Raw genomic sequence first — 18723 nt, forward strand, 5'->3', positions numbered from 1 at the left:
CTTTACCTTTTCATTTTTGACAAAAGTATTTTGTCACTATCGCTATTTTTTGCAAATTTAATTTTAGCCACAATAGCCGCACTTTCAAAAATTAATAGAGGATATGTGATGCCAATAGCATTACTTGCGTTAACTCTCAGTGCGTTTGCCATAGGCACCACTGAGTTTGTGATTGTCGGCTTAGTACCAACTATCGCTGATGATTTGATGGTTTCGTTACCGAGTGCTGGGTTACTTGTTAGCTTGTATGCATTAGGGGTTGCGGTGGGGGCGCCAGTACTAACTGCGCTTACCGGGCGCTGGAATCGAAAACATGTATTACTTAGTTTAATGAGTCTTTTTGTTATCGGTAACTTACTGGCTTGGCAAGCACCTAGTTATGGTAGTTTGATCACCGCAAGGGTTCTAACAGGCCTTGCTCATGGGGTATTTTTCTCGATTGGTTCAACCATCGCTACCGGGCTTGTCAGTAAAGATAAAGAAGCCAGTGCTATCGCGATTATGTTTACTGGTTTAACGGTTGCATTAGTAACCGGTGTGCCATTAGGGACTTGGATTGGTCAACATTTTGGCTGGCGAGCGACCTTTTTAGTGGTGTCTTTATTGGGTTTAATAGCACTTATTGGCAGCGCATTTTTAATTCCAAGCAACTTAAAGCAAAGTAAAGCAGCCACGTTGGGTGAGCAATTAAAGGTAATGGTGCAACCTAGGCTTTTACTGGTGTATTTGATGACCATACTTGGTTATGGTGGGACATTTACTGCCTTCACTTATTTAGCGCCCATTTTAGAGCAGCAAACTGGTTTTGCATCTGCCACCATTAGCTTAATCATGCTGGTTTACGGGGTATCGGTTGCTGTTGGGAATATATACGGTGGTAAGTTAGCCGATAAAAAGGGCCCGATTAGTGCGCTTACTATTATCTTTAGTGCTTTAAGTATTGTGCTATTAGTACTGACCTTTACCATGCAATCTAAAGTAGCAGCGGTACTAACCATACTCGTATGGGGTGCATTTGCATTTGGTAATGTTCCTGGGCTGCAAGTTTATGTGGTTAAACTTGCTGAAAAATTCACACCCAATGCCGTTGATGTGGCCTCTGGGTTAAACATTGCAGCGTTTAATATCGGTATTGCGCTAGGTTCAGTGTTAGGAGGCGTTGTCGTTGAAAACTACTCATTACAAGACACTGCTTGGATTGGCGCTATTATTAGTTTAGCGGCGTTAATTGCAACAAGATACAGCGGTTATTTAGATAAACGAGCGCTTATAAAGCCACAAACAGCTTAAAAATAAACTATTGATAGTTAGGGGTTTTGTCGTTATTTTAGGTTCGTAATTTGATTCTTAGTCAATAACTAAAACCACAAGGAATAACGATGAAGCACCTTTATTTTCTGGCTATTTGTTTGCTAAGCGCATTTAGCAGCCATGCAAAGCAAGCTAACCCAGAGCTGACAGCATTAGCACAGCAGTACTTCAATACCATGGTTGCAACACAAGCACCTAATGCCACCAAAAAAGAGTTAGAAGCCTTTTTAGCTTTATTAACTGACGACGTAGCAAACCAGCACTTACCTTATCAAACTGATGATTCAAGAGAACCAGATGGTAAAGCCATGATGCGCAAAGGCATGACTTTTTACCTTGGGGCGCACACTGAATATCAAGCAAACTTACTCGATACCTTTATTTTTAATGATTCGGCCATTGCCTTACGTTATACCCATCACGCTAAAGGTATACACCCACAAAACCAGCAAGAAATTGAATACACGCAAACCATTATGGATGTGCTCGAAATAGAAGATGGCAAGATAGCGGTTATTCGTAAATACCACGAATGAATCCATCAATTTTGAATTAGGCTACTTTTCTACGATCCTTTTTCATATAAATAACCTAAACTTAATGATGATAAATTTAGTTCGTATCAATGACATTGGCTTAAATTTAGACTGAGTAAAATTTTATTTGTGCGGTGATGTAATTTAAGTGCATCCCAAAAATGATGTTTTATCTGTAATTGAGAATGATGCTAAACATAACTGCATTAAGTTTAGGAAACCAACATGACAACAAGACAAACAGTATTAGCGGCAGCGTTGCCATTGGCATTACTATCGACATCAGCAATGGCTGACTTATCGGCTACGGTTACATTGGCGTCAGATTACACCTTTAACGGTGTGAGCCAAACCATGAATGATCCAGCGATTCAAGGCAGCTTAGATTATGCCTTTGCGGATTCAGGTATGTATGTGGGGACTTGGGCTTCAAATGTAGATTTTGGCGATGGTACTGACATTGAGTGGGATGCATATTTCGGTAATTATGTTGAGATAAACGACGCCCTTAGTGTTGATTATGGTATTGCTTACTATTCATATCATGGTGAAGATTACTCAAGCGACGGTAACTATTTTGAGACTTATGCAAAGTTTGGCTATACCAATAGCCTAGGTTTCACAGAACTTAACTTTTGGTACGCTTGGGATTACTTTGGTACCGATGCAGGGCATGTGATTTCTATGGTTGCCCATACCTTTGAAATTGCACCAAATCATGCAATTCGTGCCAGCTTTGATATTTCTAATTCTCTCGATGGTAATAAGTTTGCCTGGGATGGCAACGATAAATCATACAATCATTATCGTTTAGCTTATCAAACAAGCTTTGCAGGTTTTGATTTCGAGCTTGCTGGCGAAAACACCAGCCTTGACTGGGATACCGCAGATGAGCGAATTGTAGCGTCTATTTCACGCAGCTTTGATTTATAAGCTCTGCTTTAATAAACGAAACGGCTAACCTTGGTTAGCCGTTTTTTATGCTTAGAGTATCTTAATGGATGAGGATTAAATCTCTTCGCCTTCGTGCTGCATCGCTAAATCATCAAGCTCAGCAAGGGTGTAATCAAAGTCACTCGTATCGACTTCGTAACGTATTTTCACGCCATAACCACCTTGGCAAAGTGTCGCAGTGACTTTAGCCACTGACCAATGTTTAAGCTTGTTTAAAAACCGATTGGCGGTTTGCTGTGAGTCAAAGCGATAACTGACTTGCGATTCCATCTTTTTTCTAGCCTAAAATTTTTTCGAGAGTGTATGAAATTGCTCTGTTTAAATCAATTGCTCATTGAAAAACGCCAATGTGCGTTGCCATGAAAGCTCTGCCTGCTTTTCATCATAACGCGATGTGGAGTCGTTATGAAAACCATGATTTGCTTGTTCATACATATGCATAGTGTAAGGCACTTGATGGGCTTTTAAGTCGCTCTCGTATTCTGGCCATGTTGCATTAACGCGGTTATCAAACTCAGCTAAATGCACTAGTAGAGGGGCTTTGATGTTTTGTCTGAGCTCTTTGACTGCGGGTGTGCCGTAATAGGGTACGCCTGCATTAATTAGTTTGCTATCAACTGCTGCTAGGTAGTTGACCATATAACCACCAAAGCAAAAGCCTACCGCACCGAGTTTGCCATTACTATTTGGGTGTCTTTTTATATATTCAGCTGCGGCGATAAAATCTTGTTGGATTTTTTGTTTATCCATAGAGCGCTGCATTGCACGCCCTTCATCATCGTTGCCAGGGTAGCCACCAAGAGGGTGTAATGCATCTGGCGCAAAGGCAATAAAACCGGCTTTGGCAAGGCGACGAGCAACATCTTTAATATAAGGGTTTAAGCCTCTGTTTTCGTGGATCACTAAGACTAATGGGTGCTTACCGGTTAAATTAGCGGGTTCGACTAAATAACCTTTTCCTTCGCCATGACCTTTAAACGAATCAAAGGTTTTATAGCTGGCTTTAATATCAGGGTCATTAAAGGATACTTGCTCAGCTAATGCGTAGTTTGGCAGTAAAGCGCTACTTAGCATTGCCATTGAATAACCAAGGGCTGCTAAGCCACCAAGCTTTTTCATAAAGGTGCGGCGATCCATTAAGCCATGGGCGTATTCATCGTACCAATCGAAAGCTTCTTGGGGAATGTGGTTATGGCGTTGCTCAGTCATACTTATATCCTTTAAAAACGAGTTAGGTTTATAACTTTAGCTGAAATATCAGCGATTAACAGCCAATTGCTTTGTTTGCATTAGTACATCCATAAAGCGGCGCTGCCAAATAGCCTTAAAGGCTTTGTTAAATAGGAATAAAAATATTAGCGGCATTAGCAACAGCTTTAAAATCAGCAGTGACAAGATATTCAAAAAGTCGATAAATAAGTCTTCGACGGCAGCCACCATGTTGCTAATGCCAGAGGTAACGGTATCAATAATTTTACTCACCTGTGACGATTGGTTTTGATTGAGTGATGCGTTAAGGTTTTCTAATTGTTCGTTTAAGGCGTCTTTGTCTAGGTTAAGCGCTCTTTGTTGCGCGAGTACAGCATTAAATTGCTTTGTTAATTGCTGCTTTTTATCAAGTAGTGGCTTGGCTTGTTCAAGCTCAGTAAAAGTGAGTCTTTCAGACAAGCTGCGGGTTGCTTGAATCGCTTCTATTTGTGTTTCGATCTCTGCCAAATCACCTTTGAGCTCAGTGGCTCGCTGGTGGTTTTTAATTTGCTGCTCATTTAATAGCGATAACTTGTCGAAGATAGTTTGTTTTTCACTATCGACCTCAGCTTTTAGCTTAGCCGATAGGGCAGAGGCATTATTTGCACTGCTATTAACAGTCTCTACTTTTTCGCTCACAATTTCACTTTGCTGGTTTATTTGCTCATCTAAGAATATCTGGCTAACGAGGCCTGTTGTAAGCACCACCGCAGGTACTAAAAAGCGAATTAAAATCAAGCTTGCCATAATCTTATGACGTACGTTAGGCAAATAATTACGCCATTCACAAATAAAGTAAGCGACAACTGAAACTGTAAATACACCGCTAAAAATAACTCCAGAAGAAATGGTGTATAAAATGCGCTGTAAGAATAACGAGCCTATTGCAAGGCGCATGGCATCCGACATGTATTCTGCTAAGTCATTTACTGGGTCAAGAAGCTGTGCAGGTTGAATACTGGCAATACCAATGCCCACTTCGGCTGATTGCAACAGCGATATAGCTGCATTGACTGTTCGAGATGAAGCATAGACAAGTGTTGATTGCACAAGGGCGCTGTCGATAAAGCGCATGATGAAATGGTTATAATGCTCTAGCCAACAAAAAAGTAGCAGTATTGAAAGAGATAAATACTTGATAAGATGTTGCTTAGTTAGCATAACGCCCCCCGACAGTTTTTTACGCTTACTCACGCTACACTATTCATAGTCGTAGAAGCAATCTAATAGGATTGAATTATTTTGCCGCTTAACTGTCTATGAATTGCTATTAATCGTTTTAGAGGAAATATGAAAGAACCTGCATCAATTGGCCAGTGCTGTATTGAAGATTTAGATCCCGTGCAAGACTTAGGTCGCTTAGTCTCTTATTTACGTTCAAACCTCGTTACTCACCTTGATGATGCTTTAGAGGATAAAGAGCTAACGTCGGCCCAATATATTGTAGTTGTGCTACTTGCGCGTGGTAAGGTAAATACCTTGGCTGAGCTTTGTGAGCACATGATGTATGACCGTGGCGCTATGAGTCGGTTACTTTCTCGTTTAGAAGACAAGGGCTTGGTTGCTAAAAAGCAGTCAGTTGAAGATCGCCGTTCAACTCTTTTATGCCTCACAAAAAAGGGCCAACAACTCTATCCTGAAATTTTACCAACCGTAAATGATATCTATCGCAAAGCACTTACAGGCTTCTCTGATGATGAGCAAAAGCAACTCGCAAGCTTGCTGTTTAGAGCAATTCATAATTTAAAAGCATAAATTTCTCTAAGCGGTACATTGTCGCTGTTAGAGCATTTTGATAATATAGTTGCCTAGGCATTTAATTTTAACAAGTCCGGGTTGTTATGTTTGAATCATCTTTGCTCGCGCAGCTTCACGCGCAATTTCCAGCTCATCAATTTAGCCCAGAAGGTTTGTCGGTTGTTCATACAGGCCGCTTTGCTAATGCCATTGTTTATCGTTACAAAGATGCGAAATTTGATTTAATTATTAAAGACTTTCAGCACAGCCCATGGTGGGTGAGAAAAACTATCGCGCCGCTTTTTATCAATCAGGAGTACAAGGGGCTGGCACGCCTGCAAGACGTAGACGGAGTGGTCGATAACTTTTGTCGTTTGTCATCTATTGCTATTGTTTACGATTTTATAGAAGGCACGCCACTTCGCCAGCTTGCCTTGCAACAGCAGCAGTTACCGAGTGATTTCTTTAAAGAGTTTGAGCGTTTAGTTGCAAAAATGCACCGCCGCGGCGTGGTGCATCTGGATTTACGTAATTTGGGAAATGTGATTTGTTCAAAAGACGGTAAGCCTTACATCATTGATTTTCAGTCAGCGATTCGCTTTGCACGCTTTCCGCGCTGGTTACAGCGTTTTATGCGTGGTGCTGATATGAGTGGGGTTTATAAAGCGTGGCAGAAGTTAGCCAATGATTCATTACCACAAACGAAGGCTGATTATTTACACGACTTTAATCATGTTCGTAAGCGTTGGATTTTTAAAGGTTATCCCATACAACGCGCCTACTTATGGTGTAGTGGGGCAGTGACTCAGATACTCAACTCTGACTTTATTCGCAGTATATTAGATAGATTATAAAAAGCGCGCTTGCACGCGCTTAATGGGGAGAACTAGTATTTAGGCCAGCCATTAGCATCCCAATTAAGGGTGCTTATGAGCAATTTTGGCGTGCCATTATCACCTGCATCATAGGCATGACGAACAATCACATCGGTATTTAAAATGTCTTGTCCTCCTGGGCCTACCCATTGGCTATTACCCGCATCAAGAATGCTGCCGCCGCTGGCTAACATGTTGATGCCATTTTTATCTAGATATGGACCACGAATGTCAGTAGAGCGACCGTAAGCAATGCGGTATGTACTATTGGTACCATCACAGCATTTGCCAACCGAAACAAACAAATAGTAGTAGCCCTGGCGATACACTATGGTAGGTGCTTCGATCCCACCTGAGCGACTAGCTAACGAATAGATTTGGCCAAATGGTTTCATGGTCATCGGGTTAATACGTGTGAGTTTAATGCCCGAATTCCATGAGCCAAAGGCAAGCCAAGGTGCACCATCTTTTGCCACTACAAGATCTGGGTCGATGGCGTTGTAATTATTGCTATTGGTGGTATTGATTACTAAACCATCATCACGCCAATCACCTGTTGCCACACTACTTGCAGAAGTAAGGCCAATAGCACTAACACGTGAACCAAAGGTCGAAATAGAATAATAAAGCCAGCTGCGGCCATTGTAGCTTTTTAATTCAGGCGCCCAGACATCAATTCCATCATGATCTGGCACGTAGTTACTCCACCAGCTTAAACCATTTGAGAAAATCGGTTGCGCATCATTCCAATCTACACCGTTGCTTGAATACTTACCGTAGATACCTGGGCCCGTTTGAAAAACCCACCAGGTGCCATTTTCATAGCCAAGGGTTGGATCGTGGGTGACTAAATTACCTGTAAGTGGCCAGTGATCTGCAGTGCCATTTGTCGTTGATGGATCAAATGGTGTTGATTCAACATTAGCAAGCTTGGTTAGTTGCCATTGCTGCGCATCGCTGCCGTTGTAGCTCCACTGGCTAATATTCGCTCCATCGTTGCCATCAAAAGCATATAAGTCGAGTGCTTTACCACTGTGATCATTTATGAAGCTGTAGTAGCCGCTACCTTCATCATTAATTTGCCAATGTTGACTGGCAAGATTAGCGTATTCATATTGCACAACATTGCCACCATCGGCAGTTGAGAAGTCAAACACTTCGAGGGCTTTACCACTATTTAGATTAATAACCGAATAGTTGCTGCCACCTATGTTGGTAATTAACCAGCGCTGAGTATCGTGATTAGTGTTAGCCCATTGACTGACATTCGCACCATCATTGGTTTGTGCGCTGGCAACTTCAACAAACTTAGCACTGTACTTTGATTTAATCGTGTATACGCCATTATCAATCGCATAGGCACAGGGAAGTATCAGTGTTGATGCAAAGCTAAGCGCAGCGAGCGCTTTTTTTGAAAGTATCATTGTGTCTCCAAATCATTGTTATTGAGCTTTCCTTGTGTGTTCTGCTCCTTGGATGAGTTTTGATCAACACCAATCAATTAATAGCAGTGGTGCAGATTAAAACTATTTATAATACTTTATTATATTATTACCTTTGTAAAGGTTTTAGTGGGAATAATTAACAAAAAATTTACTTTCAACTGTTTTAGAGGGGGCGAAAGTGTTTTAAAGAGATACAAAAAAACCACTCAGTGAGTGGCTTTTCGGATGTTATTGAGTAATAAACTGACTGGGAATATCCCATTTCAGGGTATGTAGTTGACCTTGCCAAGTTTGAATGGTGATCCACAGTTTATCGTCTGCTGAGATGGTTTTTGGGGCAATAGCATGGGCATGCTGACCATGATTTGTACCATGCATTATGCCTTCTTCATCTTTGGCAAACTCAGTCAGTGACAAAGGCGCTTTACCAATATTTAGGTAAGCCTGACGGATATTGCTGATGTCACCTTGATTAAAAGCAATAAAAAAATCTTTTACGTATTCATTGTGGTGTGAGTAAGGAGCATCTTCATTGAGCGGCATCGGCGCGATTTTATATTCACCCGCTTGTTGCTCTTGCCAAAGAGCAGGAAACTGGGGATTTAATGATTGATAAATAAACCATACAGGCAAAGCTAGTATTACAGCATGCAAAATGTACTTTTTACGTTGCCACCAAGTTGCTTGTAAACGAGCCATTAGTTTGCCTCCTGAACATTATTTACTGGCGCAGCTTGGCGCGCTTTTACCGGTTTGCTATTAACTAATTTAGCGGCATACATCATAAAACCTGTGATTGACATTCCACTTAAAATTAAACCAAAAATAAACCAAATAACTTTTGTCCAAAGACCGCCAATATTACCGTAATGCAGTGGATCAGCGATATGCGACAGGGTTTGTAAAGCGTTCATCGTCTCAGGGCTTTTGCTTACTGCAATTTCACCAGTCCATGGATTGACTGATGTTGAGTAGGCGTAGTTATCATAGAAAATAGTATCGCCACTTCCCATGATGTTAAACATGCCACGGTTATGCTCAGGGAGCATCACATAGCTTGCTTTGAAATCTGGGTATTTCTCTTTGGTAATCGCTAATGCCGCTTTTAAGTCTGTAGGCGGTGTTTGTTTATCTGCAGGTAAGGCTGACACAGCCACTAACGGTGCGTGCTCTTCTATGTCTATTTCGTTATGCCACATGATGGCTTGTACTAAATACCACAGGCCAGTCAAAGCCATCACAGCCATAAACCAAATTGACCAAACGCCACTTAGGGTATGTAAATCTTTTAGAAAGGTTTTTTTACCTTGGTTAAAACGTAGTTTTGGCTGACTAAATGCGCGCCAAAAGTTTTTATAAATCACTAAGCCTGTTACTAGCGCACCTAAAATGACAAAAGCCATGGCGCTGACTAGGTAGTAACCTACGCTGTAACCTTCTTGCCAAGGGAAGAATAGCCAGCCGTGTAGGGTACGCATAAATTCAATAAAAGAGATCGTGTCATTAACCGCTTGTACTTCGCCTGTATATTGATTGACGTAGGCCACAGCATAAGGTTTGTCAGTATCGGTGAAAATAACAGCATTCACCAGATAAGGCTCATAAGTGAGAACACTCATCACATCAGCTGTAGGGTAGGCTTTTTCAACGCTACTAATAACTTGATCAACACCTAGTGCTGGTAAGTTATTTGGGTTGTTTGCACGTGCTTCACTGTTAGTGAGCCAAGTAAGCTCATGGCTTATCACAGACACAGTACCTGTGATACAGATAAAGCAAAATAGCACCCACAAAGGGAGCGAAAACCAACCATGTAGTTGGAACCAAAGACGTTTACTCATGGTAAAAATAGCTCGACGTTAATTGATGATAGTAATTGTTATCATTTAAATTGTACTACAATGTTTTAAACAAACACAATCACTGTCGTCGAACTAGTAAAAAGGCTATTAAGCGCCTTTTTCGGAATTTTGATTCAGGGTAACAATCCGTTGTGGGAAAGGAATTTCGATATCCGCCCCCTGAATTGCTTTAAATACATTGCGGTTAACCGCTAATTTAGTCTCTATAATTTTGGTGGTTGGCACCCAAAAGCGATAGCTCAAGGTAACACCGCTTTGTGCAAAGCGCTCAATACCTACTTGTGCGTGAGGAGAGTCACTAACTAGCTCATGATCGTTTAAGACTTTTTCGATAAGCTCAATAGCTAGGTCAGCATTTGCATCATAAGCTATGTCTATTTCGCCTTTGACTAGTGAATAGCTAAACGAGTTATGTAAAATCTCGCCAACAATATGTTTGTTAGGAATGGTGATTTCGACTTTTTCTTCGTTAATAAGAATCGTGTGGCCAAGCTCAATGGTTTTAACTTGTCCGCTTACTCCTTTCACTTCGATAGTATCGCCAACGACAAATGGCCTTGTTGCAATGATCGCAAGACCAGCGCCGTAGTTTGAGAGCATGCCTTGCATTGCTAAACCTGCACCTAATGATGCGGCACCAATCGCTGCCACAAAAGGCGTGACGCTAATGCCTATTTTACCAAGGGCAATAACTAAGAACATGATGATCAGCAATACTTTTATGACATTACTGACAAAGTTGGTGAGGGTGATATCGATATTATGACGCTGCATGAGGCCAGCCACCATATTCGATACTTTTTGCGCAATCCATAAGCCAAAAAATAGAATTAAGATGGCACCTACAATTTGCATGCTATAGGTGACTAAATATTCCATTATCAGATTGTAGTATTTTTCGACTTGTTGTATTTCTGAGTCAATCATGTGTTTTCCTAACAAGGTTACTGCGAGCGTTGACTATACCAGAATATGCTGAATAACAGGATAGAGTATTGGCACTATAATAGCGCTTAGTAGTGCGCTTAATGCCATAGCTACAGAGGCAAAGGCGCCAGCTTTTGGCTGATCAGCAATCAATGACGCTGTACCAATGGCGTGACATGCAGTGCCAATGGCAACGCCTTTTGCTTGAGCGTTGCGAATATTTATCAGCGAGAAAATCAAATTACCAAAAATAGCCCCTAATACGCCAATAAAGATCACCATTGCTGCGGCCAAAGAGGGAATGCCCCCCAGTGATTCTGTCACTAATAAAGTGATCGGTGTCGTTACTGACAAGCTGGCAAGTGATGCACTTAACTGCGTGGGTGCGTCAAAAATATAGCATATTAGCGATGCTACCAGCGTCGCATTGAATACCCCTAAACTACAACTTATAAGAATTAATAGTAGGTTCTTTTTTACATGTATAAATTGCTGATAAAGCGGTAAAGCTAAAGCCACAATCGCAGGCTCAAGTAACCAACTTAAAATTTTACTGTGTTCGGCAAAAGGTGCATAAGGGAGTTTAAATATCACTAACAGCACCGCAATTAAGACAATTGCCCAGCACACAGGGTTGCTAAGTGCTTTGGGAATGGCATGGTGTGCTTTAGAGTTCAAAAAGCGTAACACTAAGAAAAGAGCAATAATAAAAGGAACGCTTAGCCACCATAAACTAACTGTCATTTTCACGTCCTTTAAAGTAAGCAATAACAGAGCCTATTAGTAAAACACTGGTCAGTGGCACTACAAAAAAAATAGTCAGTAATAAAGGCCAATTCTGTGTAATTAAACCTAGGTGCTCAATAATGCCAACCCCAGCTGGGATGAAAAATAACGGCATATAATTAAGTAAAGGGCTGGCTGTCGGTTTTAAGTGTTGTTCTTTCACTAGGCCCGTTAACAGTAATACAAGCAGTAACACCATACCTAGCAATGGGGCAGGGAAAGAGCTTTCAAGCAAAGCCGTCAAATATTTAGCAAGGGCTAAACAGCCAAGAATAATGATACTACTGATGAGGTATTTCATGAGTCAGGATGATTGCGAATAAAGTACAACTACATCATACCCTTGTCAGTTGTACTATGCGACTTTAGCTTACCATGATTTTGCATTATTAAATTTGATGTCTTCAGCGCCTTTCGCCTTCGCAATAGCCTTTTTGGTATTAGGGTTCATCAGTAAACGAATTTGACTCCATGTTTCTTTAGCGAGAATTTTGCGCTGCTGTGAGCGATAGCTTTGCTGAGTAATTCGTTTAATTGCAGCAAGGGTATCCGGCGAGCGGGCCATCAGTGTTTCGAGTACAGCGTCTGTTTGTTTATCAATGTCATCAGTTAGTTGCGTAACTAAGCCATATTCTTTTGCGTCTTCAGCCGAGATAGGGCCTGCATGACTTGCCAACCAAAGAGCTTGGTCGCGTTTCATCAAGCCAGCAAGTACCACGTTAGCCCCCATATCTGGGCAAAGGCCCCAACGCGCTTCCATGATGGCTAATTTGGCATTTTTATCGACGATGCGGTAATCAGCACCGAGTGCGATTTGCATGCCGCCACCAAAGCAATGTCCGTTAATTTTAGCAATCACAGGAATACTTAAATCTTGCCAACCTAACACGACTTTCTGCGCTAGGTTTTGGTTTCCTGGTAACCATTTGAATAAGAGTTTGACGATATTACTCGGCTTTTTCATCACCGCAGCAACATCTAGCCCAGAGCAAAAGTGTCCACCTTCGCCAGATATAACGACAGCGCGTAAATTGCGATCGCGTTTAATTTTTTTTATTACGTTTGAAAGCTCAACAAACATAGCAAAACTTAGTGCATTTTGTTTCTCGGGACGAACAAGGCTAACCCATGCGACTTGTTGTTTTATTTCTAGTTTTATCATGGTAACTCCTCTGACCTGTTTGCTAGAGCTTACGAGTTAATTACAACTAAGTAAAGAATTGCTGATGTGTCGCAAGGAATCACTATATTTTCCAAAAATGGGTAACCTTGTCATATATTTAGTTACAAATTGATGTATATTTTTAAAACAAAGATGCTAGTTCATAGCTAGTTTGGTTTTGTGAATAGTTAGATACTTTCACAAAATCCCATGACACGACTAGACTTAGCTTTAAGTCGCGCTACAAGGAGTAAAAATATGCTGATGCGCAACACAGCTCGCATAACTAAACAATCATCTCGTTCTTTGGCTTTTGCTGCTTTTTCAGTAGCTTTAACAACCACAATGGTTGGCTGTTCAGATGATAAAGCACAACAACAAGCTACGCCGCCACCGGCCGTATCAGTATTTAATGTCGTCACACAAGAAGTTGGTAATTACCGAGAATTTGTTGCGCGTACTGAAGCATTCCAAGAGGTCGCAATTAGAGCCCGAGTTGAGGGGGAATTAATAGAACGTCACTTTAATGAAGGCTCGTCTGTTGAAAAAGATCAGCTTTTACTAAGGATTGACCCATCTGAATATCGCTCAACGGTCGCAGAAGTTGAAGCTGATCTGAAAAGTAAAATTGCTGCAGCGGATGCTGCTGAACGTGATTTAAAGCGCGGAAGAGATGTGGCCGCACAAGGTTTTATTTCACAATCAGACCTCGATAAACTCACTACTAACTTTGAGCAAACGGCTGCAGCTGTAAAAGCGGCTGAGGCAGAGCTTGAAAAAGCAAAGCTTAATTTAAGTTATACAGATATTCGTGCACCGTTTGCAGGGCGTATTGGTAAAGTAAATTATGATGTTGGCAATATTGTTGGTCCATCATCAAATGAACTCGCAGAGCTTACCGATGTTGACCCAATTTACGTGAGCTTTCAGGTTGAAGAAGCAGATTACATCTCTTATCGCCAGCAACATCAAGCACCTTCAGATAAAGACCCTCGTGATGTGCCCATTGACTTAACTTTGCGTTTACCGAATAACTCGACATTTCCTGACAAAGGTGTACTGGATTTCGCAGATACTAAAATTAATCGAAACACAGGTACGGTTGAGCTTAGAGCTGAATTTGATAACCCTGATGGCATAGTTATGCCTGGCTTATTTGTTACCTTAATCGTTGAAAGTACCAATAAACAGGAGCTGGCACTCATTCCTCAAGTAGCGGTACAAGAAAACCAGCAAGGTAAGTTTGTACTTGTTGTTGATGATGAAAATAAAGTTGCTATGCGTATCGTCAAACTTGGTCGTCGCATTAATGCTATGTGGGTGGTTGAGTCAGGCTTAGAAGCTGGTGAAAAAGTCATAATCGAAGGTTTACAAAAAGTTCGCCAAGGTGCTGAAGTGAAAGCGGTTGAAAAAAACGTCGATGAGACAACAGGCACTATTTCTAGCAAAGCTAACTCTTAGGATTGAGATATGATCAGTAAAACTTTTATATCTCGCCCAAAGTTTGCCTTGGTAATATCGATTGTTATTACTATTGCGGGTTTAATTTCAATGGCATTGTTGCCAGTGAATATGTACCCGCAAATTACACCTCCGCAAGTTCAAATTAGTGCCAGTTACCCAGGTGCAAGTGCACAAATAGTTGAAGAGTCGGTGATCAGGCCCATAGAAGAGCAGGTTAATGGTGTTGAAGATATGATGTATATCGAATCAACATCTTCTAATAACGGTACGGCTAATATAACCGTGTACTTTAAGGTCGGAACAGACACAGATATAGCCCAAGTTAACGTACAAAACCGCGTCGCACTCGCTGAAGCAGGCTTACCTGAAGAGGTGAAACGTCAAGGTGTGTCGGTTAAGAAAAAATCGAGCTCGATGCTACTGGGTATTAACTTATATTCGAACCAAGAAAATATCGACGCTATTTTCTTAAGTAACTATGCAACCAACTACTTAACCGAGCCACTTGGCCGTATTAATGGGGTTGCCTCTGCTGAAGTAATGGGCGAGCAAACTTATTCTATGCGCTTGTGGTTACGCCCTGATCGGATGGCATCACTTGGATTAACGGTGTCAGAGGTTCGAGCTGCGTTGCAAGAGCAAAATACCATAGTCGCTGCGGGTAAGCTTGGTGCTGCGCCTTCTGAACCGAGTCAGCAGTTTGAATATTCAATTCAAGCTAAAGGGCGCTTAAAAACCCCTGAAGAATTTGGTCAAACCATTATTCGCTCAAGCAAAGATGGCAACTTTGTACGCTTAAACGATATTGCACGTATTGAATTAGGTGCAGCAAGTTACAGTACAACAGCAAAGCTAAACCAGCAAGACACTGCGTTTATTGTTATTTATCAGCTGACAGAAGCGAATGCGACTCAAGTTGCTGCTGATGTAAAAGCACGTATGGCAGAGCTTGCTAAACAGCTACCGGATGGTGTTGAGTACTCAATCCCTTACGACACAACAGAGTTCATCAATCGTTCTATTGACGAAGTGGTTATTACTCTTGTTCAAGCGGTCGGCTTGGTTATTTTAGTCGTGTTTTTATTCTTACAAAATTGGCGCGCTACGCTTATTCCAACGGTTGCTATTCCAGTATCGTTAGTGGGGACTTTCGCGTTTATGATGATGATGGATTACTCCATCAACTTGATCACTTTATTCGGTTTAGTCCTTGCAATAGGTATTGTTGTGGATGATGCCATTATTGTAATTGAAAACGTTGAGCGAATACTTAAAGAAGAAAAATTGCCAATTAAAGAAGCGGTCACAAAAGCGATGGAGCAGGTATCGGGGCCAATAGTGGCAACGACCTTAGTATTGCTTGCGGTGTTTGTGCCTGTTGGCTTTATGCCCGGAATAACAGGGGAGCTTTATAAACAGTTCTCGGTGACTATTTCGTTTGCGGTACTCATTTCTTCTTTAAACGCACTGACATTAAGCCCTGCTTTGTGTGCTTTATTGTTAAATGAAAAGGCCATGAAGCCGATTAAATGGTTAGCGCCTTTCGAAAATATTATTACTCGCTCGACCAGTGGCTACAGTAAGGTTATTCAATTTATCTTAAAACGCACAGCAAGAATGGCGCTGTTTGCAGTGGTTATTTTTGCTGCGGCAGGGTGGTTGGTGAAAACAGTTCCTACGGGCTTTGTTCCAGCAGAAGACCAAGGATTTCTTTTTGTTGATGTGCAATTACCTGATGCCGCAGCAAGCGGTCGTACTAAAGAAGTGATGCACAAACTGGGTGATATAGTGAAAAATGAACCTGCCGCAACCGATTTTATTGCGGTATCTGGCTTTTCATTACTAGGTGGTGCAGGTTCTAATAATGCTTTGGGTATCGTCGTGCTCAAAGATTGGGAAGAGCGTACAAGTCCGGAGCTTGGATTACGCGCGGTACTGACGCGTTTAATGGGTCAGTTTTGGGCTATGCCAGATGCGCAAATCATGGCATTTAATCCTCCTTCAATACCGGGTCTTGGCACGAGTGCTGGCTTTGAGTTTAGATTACAAGACAGCGAAGGGCGTGAGCCTGCTGAGCTTGCACAAGTGTTAAATGGCCTGATTTATGAAGCCAACCAGCGTCCAGAGCTTTCTAATGTTTACAGTACATTTAGAGCGAACGTTCCACAGTATTTTCTTGAAATTGACCGTAATAAGGCAAAAGCTCAAGGGGTAGCGCTTAGTGATATTTTCTTAACTTTACAGGCGCAATTAGGGTCGTTATACATTAATGACTTTAACCAATTTAGCCGTACTTACCGCGTTATCATGCAGGCGGAAAGCCGTTTTCGTCAAAACCCTGCAGACTTGCAGTACTACTATGTACGAAATGATGAGGGGGCAATGGTGCCGCTCACCACTTTAGCTAAACTTGAGCCAATTCTTGGTCCAACAAGTTTGACCCATTTTAATTTATATCGCAGCGCCAGTATTAGCGGACAGCCAGCAGCGGGTTATGCCAGTGGTGATGCTATTAAAGCAATGCAAGAGTTGGCTGAGCAGCTACCAACGGGCTATGTCTATGAGTGGGCTGGGCAATCGAAACAAGAGATTGAAGCCGGAAATATGGCGCCCATCTTGTTTGGCTTAGCGGTGGTGTTTGTTTATCTATTCTTAGTAGCGCAATACGAAAGTTGGACAATTCCGTTCTCGGTAATTGCAGCGGTACCGCTGGCGTTATTTGGCGCCATGCTTGCGCTATATGTGATTGGTATGGAAAACAACATCTATGCGCAGGTTGGTTTAGTGCTCCTGATTGGTCTATCCACCAAGACCGCTATTTTAATTGTTGAATTTGCTATGGAAGAGCGCGCGGCAGGTAAAAGTATTTTTGAAGCGGCTCTTAACGCTGCAAGATTACGCTTTAGGGCTGTATTAATGACGGCACTCTCGTTTGTGCTTGGTGTATTACCGCTGGTGTTTGCAAGTGGCGCAGGGGCAGGTAGTCGTATATCGCTCGGTATTACCGTGTTATTTGGGATGCTAGCTGCAACCATCTTTGGCACCTTGTTAGTTCCGCTATTTTATACATTAGTGCAATCAATGCGTGAAAAAATAAAAGGCACAGCGAGTTCAGAGTAAAAATTCTTAAAATTACAAAAAAGTCAGGGTAACCTGGCTTTTTTTTTGGTAAAACTCAAAAGAGGTTTGTTATCATAGCCGAATTCAAAGCGATACACATGTGCAGAGGTTTAAGGAATGGCTGGTCCACGCTTATACAGTGAAGAAGAAGTAACTCATCAGGCTTATGATATCTTTTTAGAGTTAGCGCCTGATAACTTAAGCGAGCAAGATATTGCTTATTTTAACGAGCACAGAGAAGAGCTTGGCTTTATTGAAGAAGGTGAGCCTGACGAGCAGTGGCAAGATTTTGTTGCACTAGAAATTGAACCTGAGCTGTTTGTGCAAGTCTTAGTAGGGCTTGAATTCGACAATCAAGATATTTTATTTGCGAAAATATTAATTAGCCGAGACAAAGATGCACCGTTTTGCCACATCCTATGGAAAGATAGCGAATAACTCTCCAGCCGATGTTTGACTCTACTTTTAGTTGTTTTAATTCAATAAAACGAATTATTTTGCCCGCCCTGCTCGTATGCAGTTGGCAGGCTTTTGCTGTTGATCCGTTTGAAGACTTTCATGAATACGGACAATTATCAGAAGAAGAAATTCATAAAATTCATAAAGGCGAGTTGCTGTATGGAGATATGGAGTTTGGCTTTATGGTAAGTCGTGGCAATACCAACTCAACTAGTTTCAAACTCAAAGGTAATCTCTACCAAGATTTTGAAAAATGGCGGAACCAATTTAAGCTCGATACTTTATACAAACGTGACCGCAATGAAGAAACCGGTGATGAAGAAGTCTCAGCTGATCGAATATTTGTATCAGGCCAAGGCAACTATAAGTTAAATGTGAAAAATGAGTCGTTTTTCATTTATGGTGACTACGAGCGAGATAAATTTAGTGGTCTTGAGTTTAAGAGCACAGTAGCGACTGGTTACGGTAATCGCATTTATCAAGGCAGTAAGAATAAAGTCGATATCGATGTTGGCCCTGGTTTATATCGATCGGTGGCTGATCAAGATACGGCTACAGAAGAAGATCAAACAAAAACGGGTTATCTACTTCGTTTAGCGCTGCAGTGGGAGCGTACGGTCTCTGCGCGAACTCGCTTTAATCAAGACGTTAGTTATGAGCAATCGTTGTCAGGGTTAAACTCGCGTTTAAAATCAGAAACCTCATTGATCAGCAAAATCATGGGTGATGTTTCACTCAAATTTACCTATATGTATCGCTATAACTCAAAACCAGAGGAAGATAAGCTTAAGTACGATTCTGAGCTGAGTGCGACCTTTGTTTATAGCTTTTAAGAGA

General features: G+C 41.5%; 19 protein-coding genes. 9 read left to right on the forward strand and 10 right to left on the reverse strand.

The annotated features are described in order from the left end of the window. The first annotated feature begins 108 nt into the window (after positions 1 to 108). The 3 genes from QUE86_RS11855 (at position 109) to QUE86_RS11865 (ending at position 2780) form a co-directional block, all read left to right on the forward strand. The gene (locus QUE86_RS11855; RefSeq protein WP_130052164.1) at positions 109 to 1290 is read left to right on the forward strand and encodes an MFS transporter; all 1182 of its coding nucleotides are present in this window, start codon (positions 109 to 111) and stop codon (positions 1288 to 1290) included. Positions 1291 to 1379: 89 nt separating this feature from the next. Continuing rightward, positions 1380 to 1847, forward strand: a complete 468-nt coding sequence (locus tag QUE86_RS11860; protein ID WP_130052163.1) for a nuclear transport factor 2 family protein — start codon at positions 1380 to 1382, stop codon at positions 1845 to 1847. A gap of 225 nt (positions 1848 to 2072) precedes the next feature. After that, complete coding sequence (locus QUE86_RS11865; RefSeq protein ID WP_130052162.1) at positions 2073 to 2780, forward strand: TorF family putative porin; 708 nt, start codon at positions 2073 to 2075, stop codon at positions 2778 to 2780. A 75-nt stretch (positions 2781 to 2855) separates the two neighbouring features. Here QUE86_RS11865 and QUE86_RS11870 read toward each other — a convergent pair whose 3' ends face one another. The 3 genes from QUE86_RS11870 to QUE86_RS11880 are packed head-to-tail and all read right to left on the reverse strand — an operon-like array spanning position 2856 to position 5210. Continuing rightward, positions 2856 to 3071, reverse strand: a complete 216-nt coding sequence (locus QUE86_RS11870; RefSeq protein ID WP_130052161.1) for a hypothetical protein — start codon at positions 3069 to 3071, stop codon at positions 2856 to 2858. 48 nt (positions 3072 to 3119) lie between these two features. Beyond that, positions 3120 to 4010 carry a dienelactone hydrolase family protein gene (locus tag QUE86_RS11875; RefSeq protein ID WP_130052160.1) on the reverse strand — a complete coding sequence of 297 codons (891 nt, stop codon included), beginning with the start codon at positions 4008 to 4010 and terminating at the stop codon, positions 3120 to 3122. 48 nt (positions 4011 to 4058) lie between these two features. After that, positions 4059 to 5210, reverse strand: coding sequence for a hypothetical protein (locus tag QUE86_RS11880; RefSeq protein WP_167657883.1), 1152 nt, complete (start codon positions 5208 to 5210; stop codon positions 4059 to 4061). Between the two features lie 129 nt (positions 5211 to 5339). On the opposite strand from QUE86_RS11880, the gene QUE86_RS11885 reads away from it, so the two are divergent. Both QUE86_RS11885 and QUE86_RS11890 read left to right on the forward strand, forming a co-directional pair. Further along, a complete protein-coding gene (locus tag QUE86_RS11885; protein ID WP_130052158.1) occupies positions 5340 to 5804 on the forward strand; it encodes a MarR family winged helix-turn-helix transcriptional regulator in 465 nt (154 codons plus the stop codon). Positions 5805 to 5890: 86 nt separating this feature from the next. Then, positions 5891 to 6640 carry an RIO1 family regulatory kinase/ATPase domain-containing protein gene (locus tag QUE86_RS11890; RefSeq protein WP_286257413.1) on the forward strand — a complete coding sequence of 250 codons (750 nt, stop codon included), beginning with the start codon at positions 5891 to 5893 and terminating at the stop codon, positions 6638 to 6640. 32 nt (positions 6641 to 6672) lie between these two features. Here QUE86_RS11890 and QUE86_RS11895 read toward each other — a convergent pair whose 3' ends face one another. The 7 genes from QUE86_RS11895 to QUE86_RS11925 form a co-directional block, all read right to left on the reverse strand. Continuing rightward, complete coding sequence (locus tag QUE86_RS11895) at positions 6673 to 8085, reverse strand: family 43 glycosylhydrolase (protein WP_275668437.1); 1413 nt, start codon at positions 8083 to 8085, stop codon at positions 6673 to 6675. A 249-nt stretch (positions 8086 to 8334) separates the two neighbouring features. Continuing rightward, entirely contained in the window at positions 8335 to 8805 is a 471-nt protein-coding gene (locus tag QUE86_RS11900) for a PA2404 family protein (protein ID WP_167657886.1), read from the reverse strand. Beyond that, on the reverse strand, positions 8805 to 9956 hold the full coding sequence (locus QUE86_RS11905) for a PepSY-associated TM helix domain-containing protein (protein WP_286260379.1): 1152 nt from the start codon (positions 9954 to 9956) through the stop codon (positions 8805 to 8807). The genes QUE86_RS11900 and QUE86_RS11905 overlap by 1 nt, the downstream gene beginning before the upstream one ends. A 99-nt stretch (positions 9957 to 10055) precedes the next feature. Continuing rightward, positions 10056 to 10895, reverse strand: a complete 840-nt coding sequence (locus tag QUE86_RS11910; RefSeq protein WP_130052153.1) for a mechanosensitive ion channel family protein — start codon at positions 10893 to 10895, stop codon at positions 10056 to 10058. Positions 10896 to 10928: 33 nt separating this feature from the next. Next, positions 10929 to 11639, reverse strand: a complete 711-nt coding sequence (locus tag QUE86_RS11915; RefSeq protein WP_286257423.1) for an LrgB family protein — start codon at positions 11637 to 11639, stop codon at positions 10929 to 10931. Then, the gene (locus QUE86_RS11920; RefSeq protein WP_286257425.1) at positions 11629 to 11982 is read right to left on the reverse strand and encodes a CidA/LrgA family protein; all 354 of its coding nucleotides are present in this window, start codon (positions 11980 to 11982) and stop codon (positions 11629 to 11631) included. The genes QUE86_RS11915 and QUE86_RS11920 overlap by 11 nt, the downstream gene beginning before the upstream one ends. Positions 11983 to 12051: 69 nt before the next feature. Further along, complete coding sequence (locus QUE86_RS11925; protein ID WP_130052150.1) at positions 12052 to 12843, reverse strand: crotonase/enoyl-CoA hydratase family protein; 792 nt, start codon at positions 12841 to 12843, stop codon at positions 12052 to 12054. 258 nt (positions 12844 to 13101) lie between these two features. On the opposite strand from QUE86_RS11925, the gene QUE86_RS11930 reads away from it, so the two are divergent. The 4 genes from QUE86_RS11930 (at position 13102) to QUE86_RS11945 (ending at position 18719) form a co-directional block, all read left to right on the forward strand. Continuing rightward, positions 13102 to 14304 carry an efflux RND transporter periplasmic adaptor subunit gene (locus QUE86_RS11930; protein ID WP_239977317.1) on the forward strand — a complete coding sequence of 401 codons (1203 nt, stop codon included), beginning with the start codon at positions 13102 to 13104 and terminating at the stop codon, positions 14302 to 14304. 9 nt (positions 14305 to 14313) lie between these two features. Continuing rightward, entirely contained in the window at positions 14314 to 17427 is a 3114-nt protein-coding gene (locus QUE86_RS11935) for an efflux RND transporter permease subunit (RefSeq protein ID WP_130052149.1), read from the forward strand. Between the two features lie 117 nt (positions 17428 to 17544). Next, on the forward strand, positions 17545 to 17865 hold the full coding sequence (locus QUE86_RS11940) for an HI1450 family dsDNA-mimic protein (RefSeq protein ID WP_130052148.1): 321 nt from the start codon (positions 17545 to 17547) through the stop codon (positions 17863 to 17865). 59 nt (positions 17866 to 17924) lie between these two features. Further along, positions 17925 to 18719, forward strand: a complete 795-nt coding sequence (locus QUE86_RS11945) for a DUF481 domain-containing protein (protein ID WP_372799659.1) — start codon at positions 17925 to 17927, stop codon at positions 18717 to 18719. Positions 18720 to 18723 lie beyond the last annotated feature (4 nt).

The organism is Pseudoalteromonas apostichopi (genome assembly GCF_030297135.1).
Classification (GTDB): domain Bacteria; phylum Pseudomonadota; class Gammaproteobacteria; order Enterobacterales; family Alteromonadaceae; genus Pseudoalteromonas; species Pseudoalteromonas apostichopi.

Excerpts from the sequence above, each read along its gene's own strand:
- QUE86_RS11885 (WP_130052158.1), top strand. The coding sequence starts at position 5,340 with ATGAAAGAACCTGCATCAATTGGCCAGTGCTGTATTGAAGATTTAGAT.
- QUE86_RS11865 (WP_130052162.1), top strand. The coding sequence starts at position 2,073 with ATGACAACAAGACAAACAGTATTAGCGGCAGCGTTGCCATTGGCATTA.
- QUE86_RS11920 (WP_286257425.1), bottom strand. The coding sequence starts at position 11,982 with ATGAAATACCTCATCAGTAGTATCATTATTCTTGGCTGTTTAGCCCTT.
- QUE86_RS11870 (WP_130052161.1), bottom strand. The coding sequence starts at position 3,071 with ATGGAATCGCAAGTCAGTTATCGCTTTGACTCACAGCAAACCGCCAAT.
- QUE86_RS11895 (WP_275668437.1), bottom strand. The coding sequence starts at position 8,085 with ATGATACTTTCAAAAAAAGCGCTCGCTGCGCTTAGCTTTGCATCAACA.
- QUE86_RS11860 (WP_130052163.1), top strand. The coding sequence starts at position 1,380 with ATGAAGCACCTTTATTTTCTGGCTATTTGTTTGCTAAGCGCATTTAGC.
- QUE86_RS11900 (WP_167657886.1), bottom strand. The coding sequence starts at position 8,805 with ATGGCTCGTTTACAAGCAACTTGGTGGCAACGTAAAAAGTACATTTTG.
- QUE86_RS11880 (WP_167657883.1), bottom strand. The coding sequence starts at position 5,210 with ATGCTAACTAAGCAACATCTTATCAAGTATTTATCTCTTTCAATACTG.
- QUE86_RS11915 (WP_286257423.1), bottom strand. The coding sequence starts at position 11,639 with ATGACAGTTAGTTTATGGTGGCTAAGCGTTCCTTTTATTATTGCTCTT.
- QUE86_RS11890 (WP_286257413.1), top strand. The coding sequence starts at position 5,891 with ATGTTTGAATCATCTTTGCTCGCGCAGCTTCACGCGCAATTTCCAGCT.
- QUE86_RS11875 (WP_130052160.1), bottom strand. The coding sequence starts at position 4,010 with ATGACTGAGCAACGCCATAACCACATTCCCCAAGAAGCTTTCGATTGG.
- QUE86_RS11930 (WP_239977317.1), top strand. The coding sequence starts at position 13,102 with ATGCTGATGCGCAACACAGCTCGCATAACTAAACAATCATCTCGTTCT.
- QUE86_RS11935 (WP_130052149.1), top strand. The coding sequence starts at position 14,314 with ATGATCAGTAAAACTTTTATATCTCGCCCAAAGTTTGCCTTGGTAATA.
- QUE86_RS11925 (WP_130052150.1), bottom strand. The coding sequence starts at position 12,843 with ATGATAAAACTAGAAATAAAACAACAAGTCGCATGGGTTAGCCTTGTT.
- QUE86_RS11855 (WP_130052164.1), top strand. The coding sequence starts at position 109 with ATGCCAATAGCATTACTTGCGTTAACTCTCAGTGCGTTTGCCATAGGC.
- QUE86_RS11910 (WP_130052153.1), bottom strand. The coding sequence starts at position 10,895 with ATGATTGACTCAGAAATACAACAAGTCGAAAAATACTACAATCTGATA.
- QUE86_RS11940 (WP_130052148.1), top strand. The coding sequence starts at position 17,545 with ATGGCTGGTCCACGCTTATACAGTGAAGAAGAAGTAACTCATCAGGCT.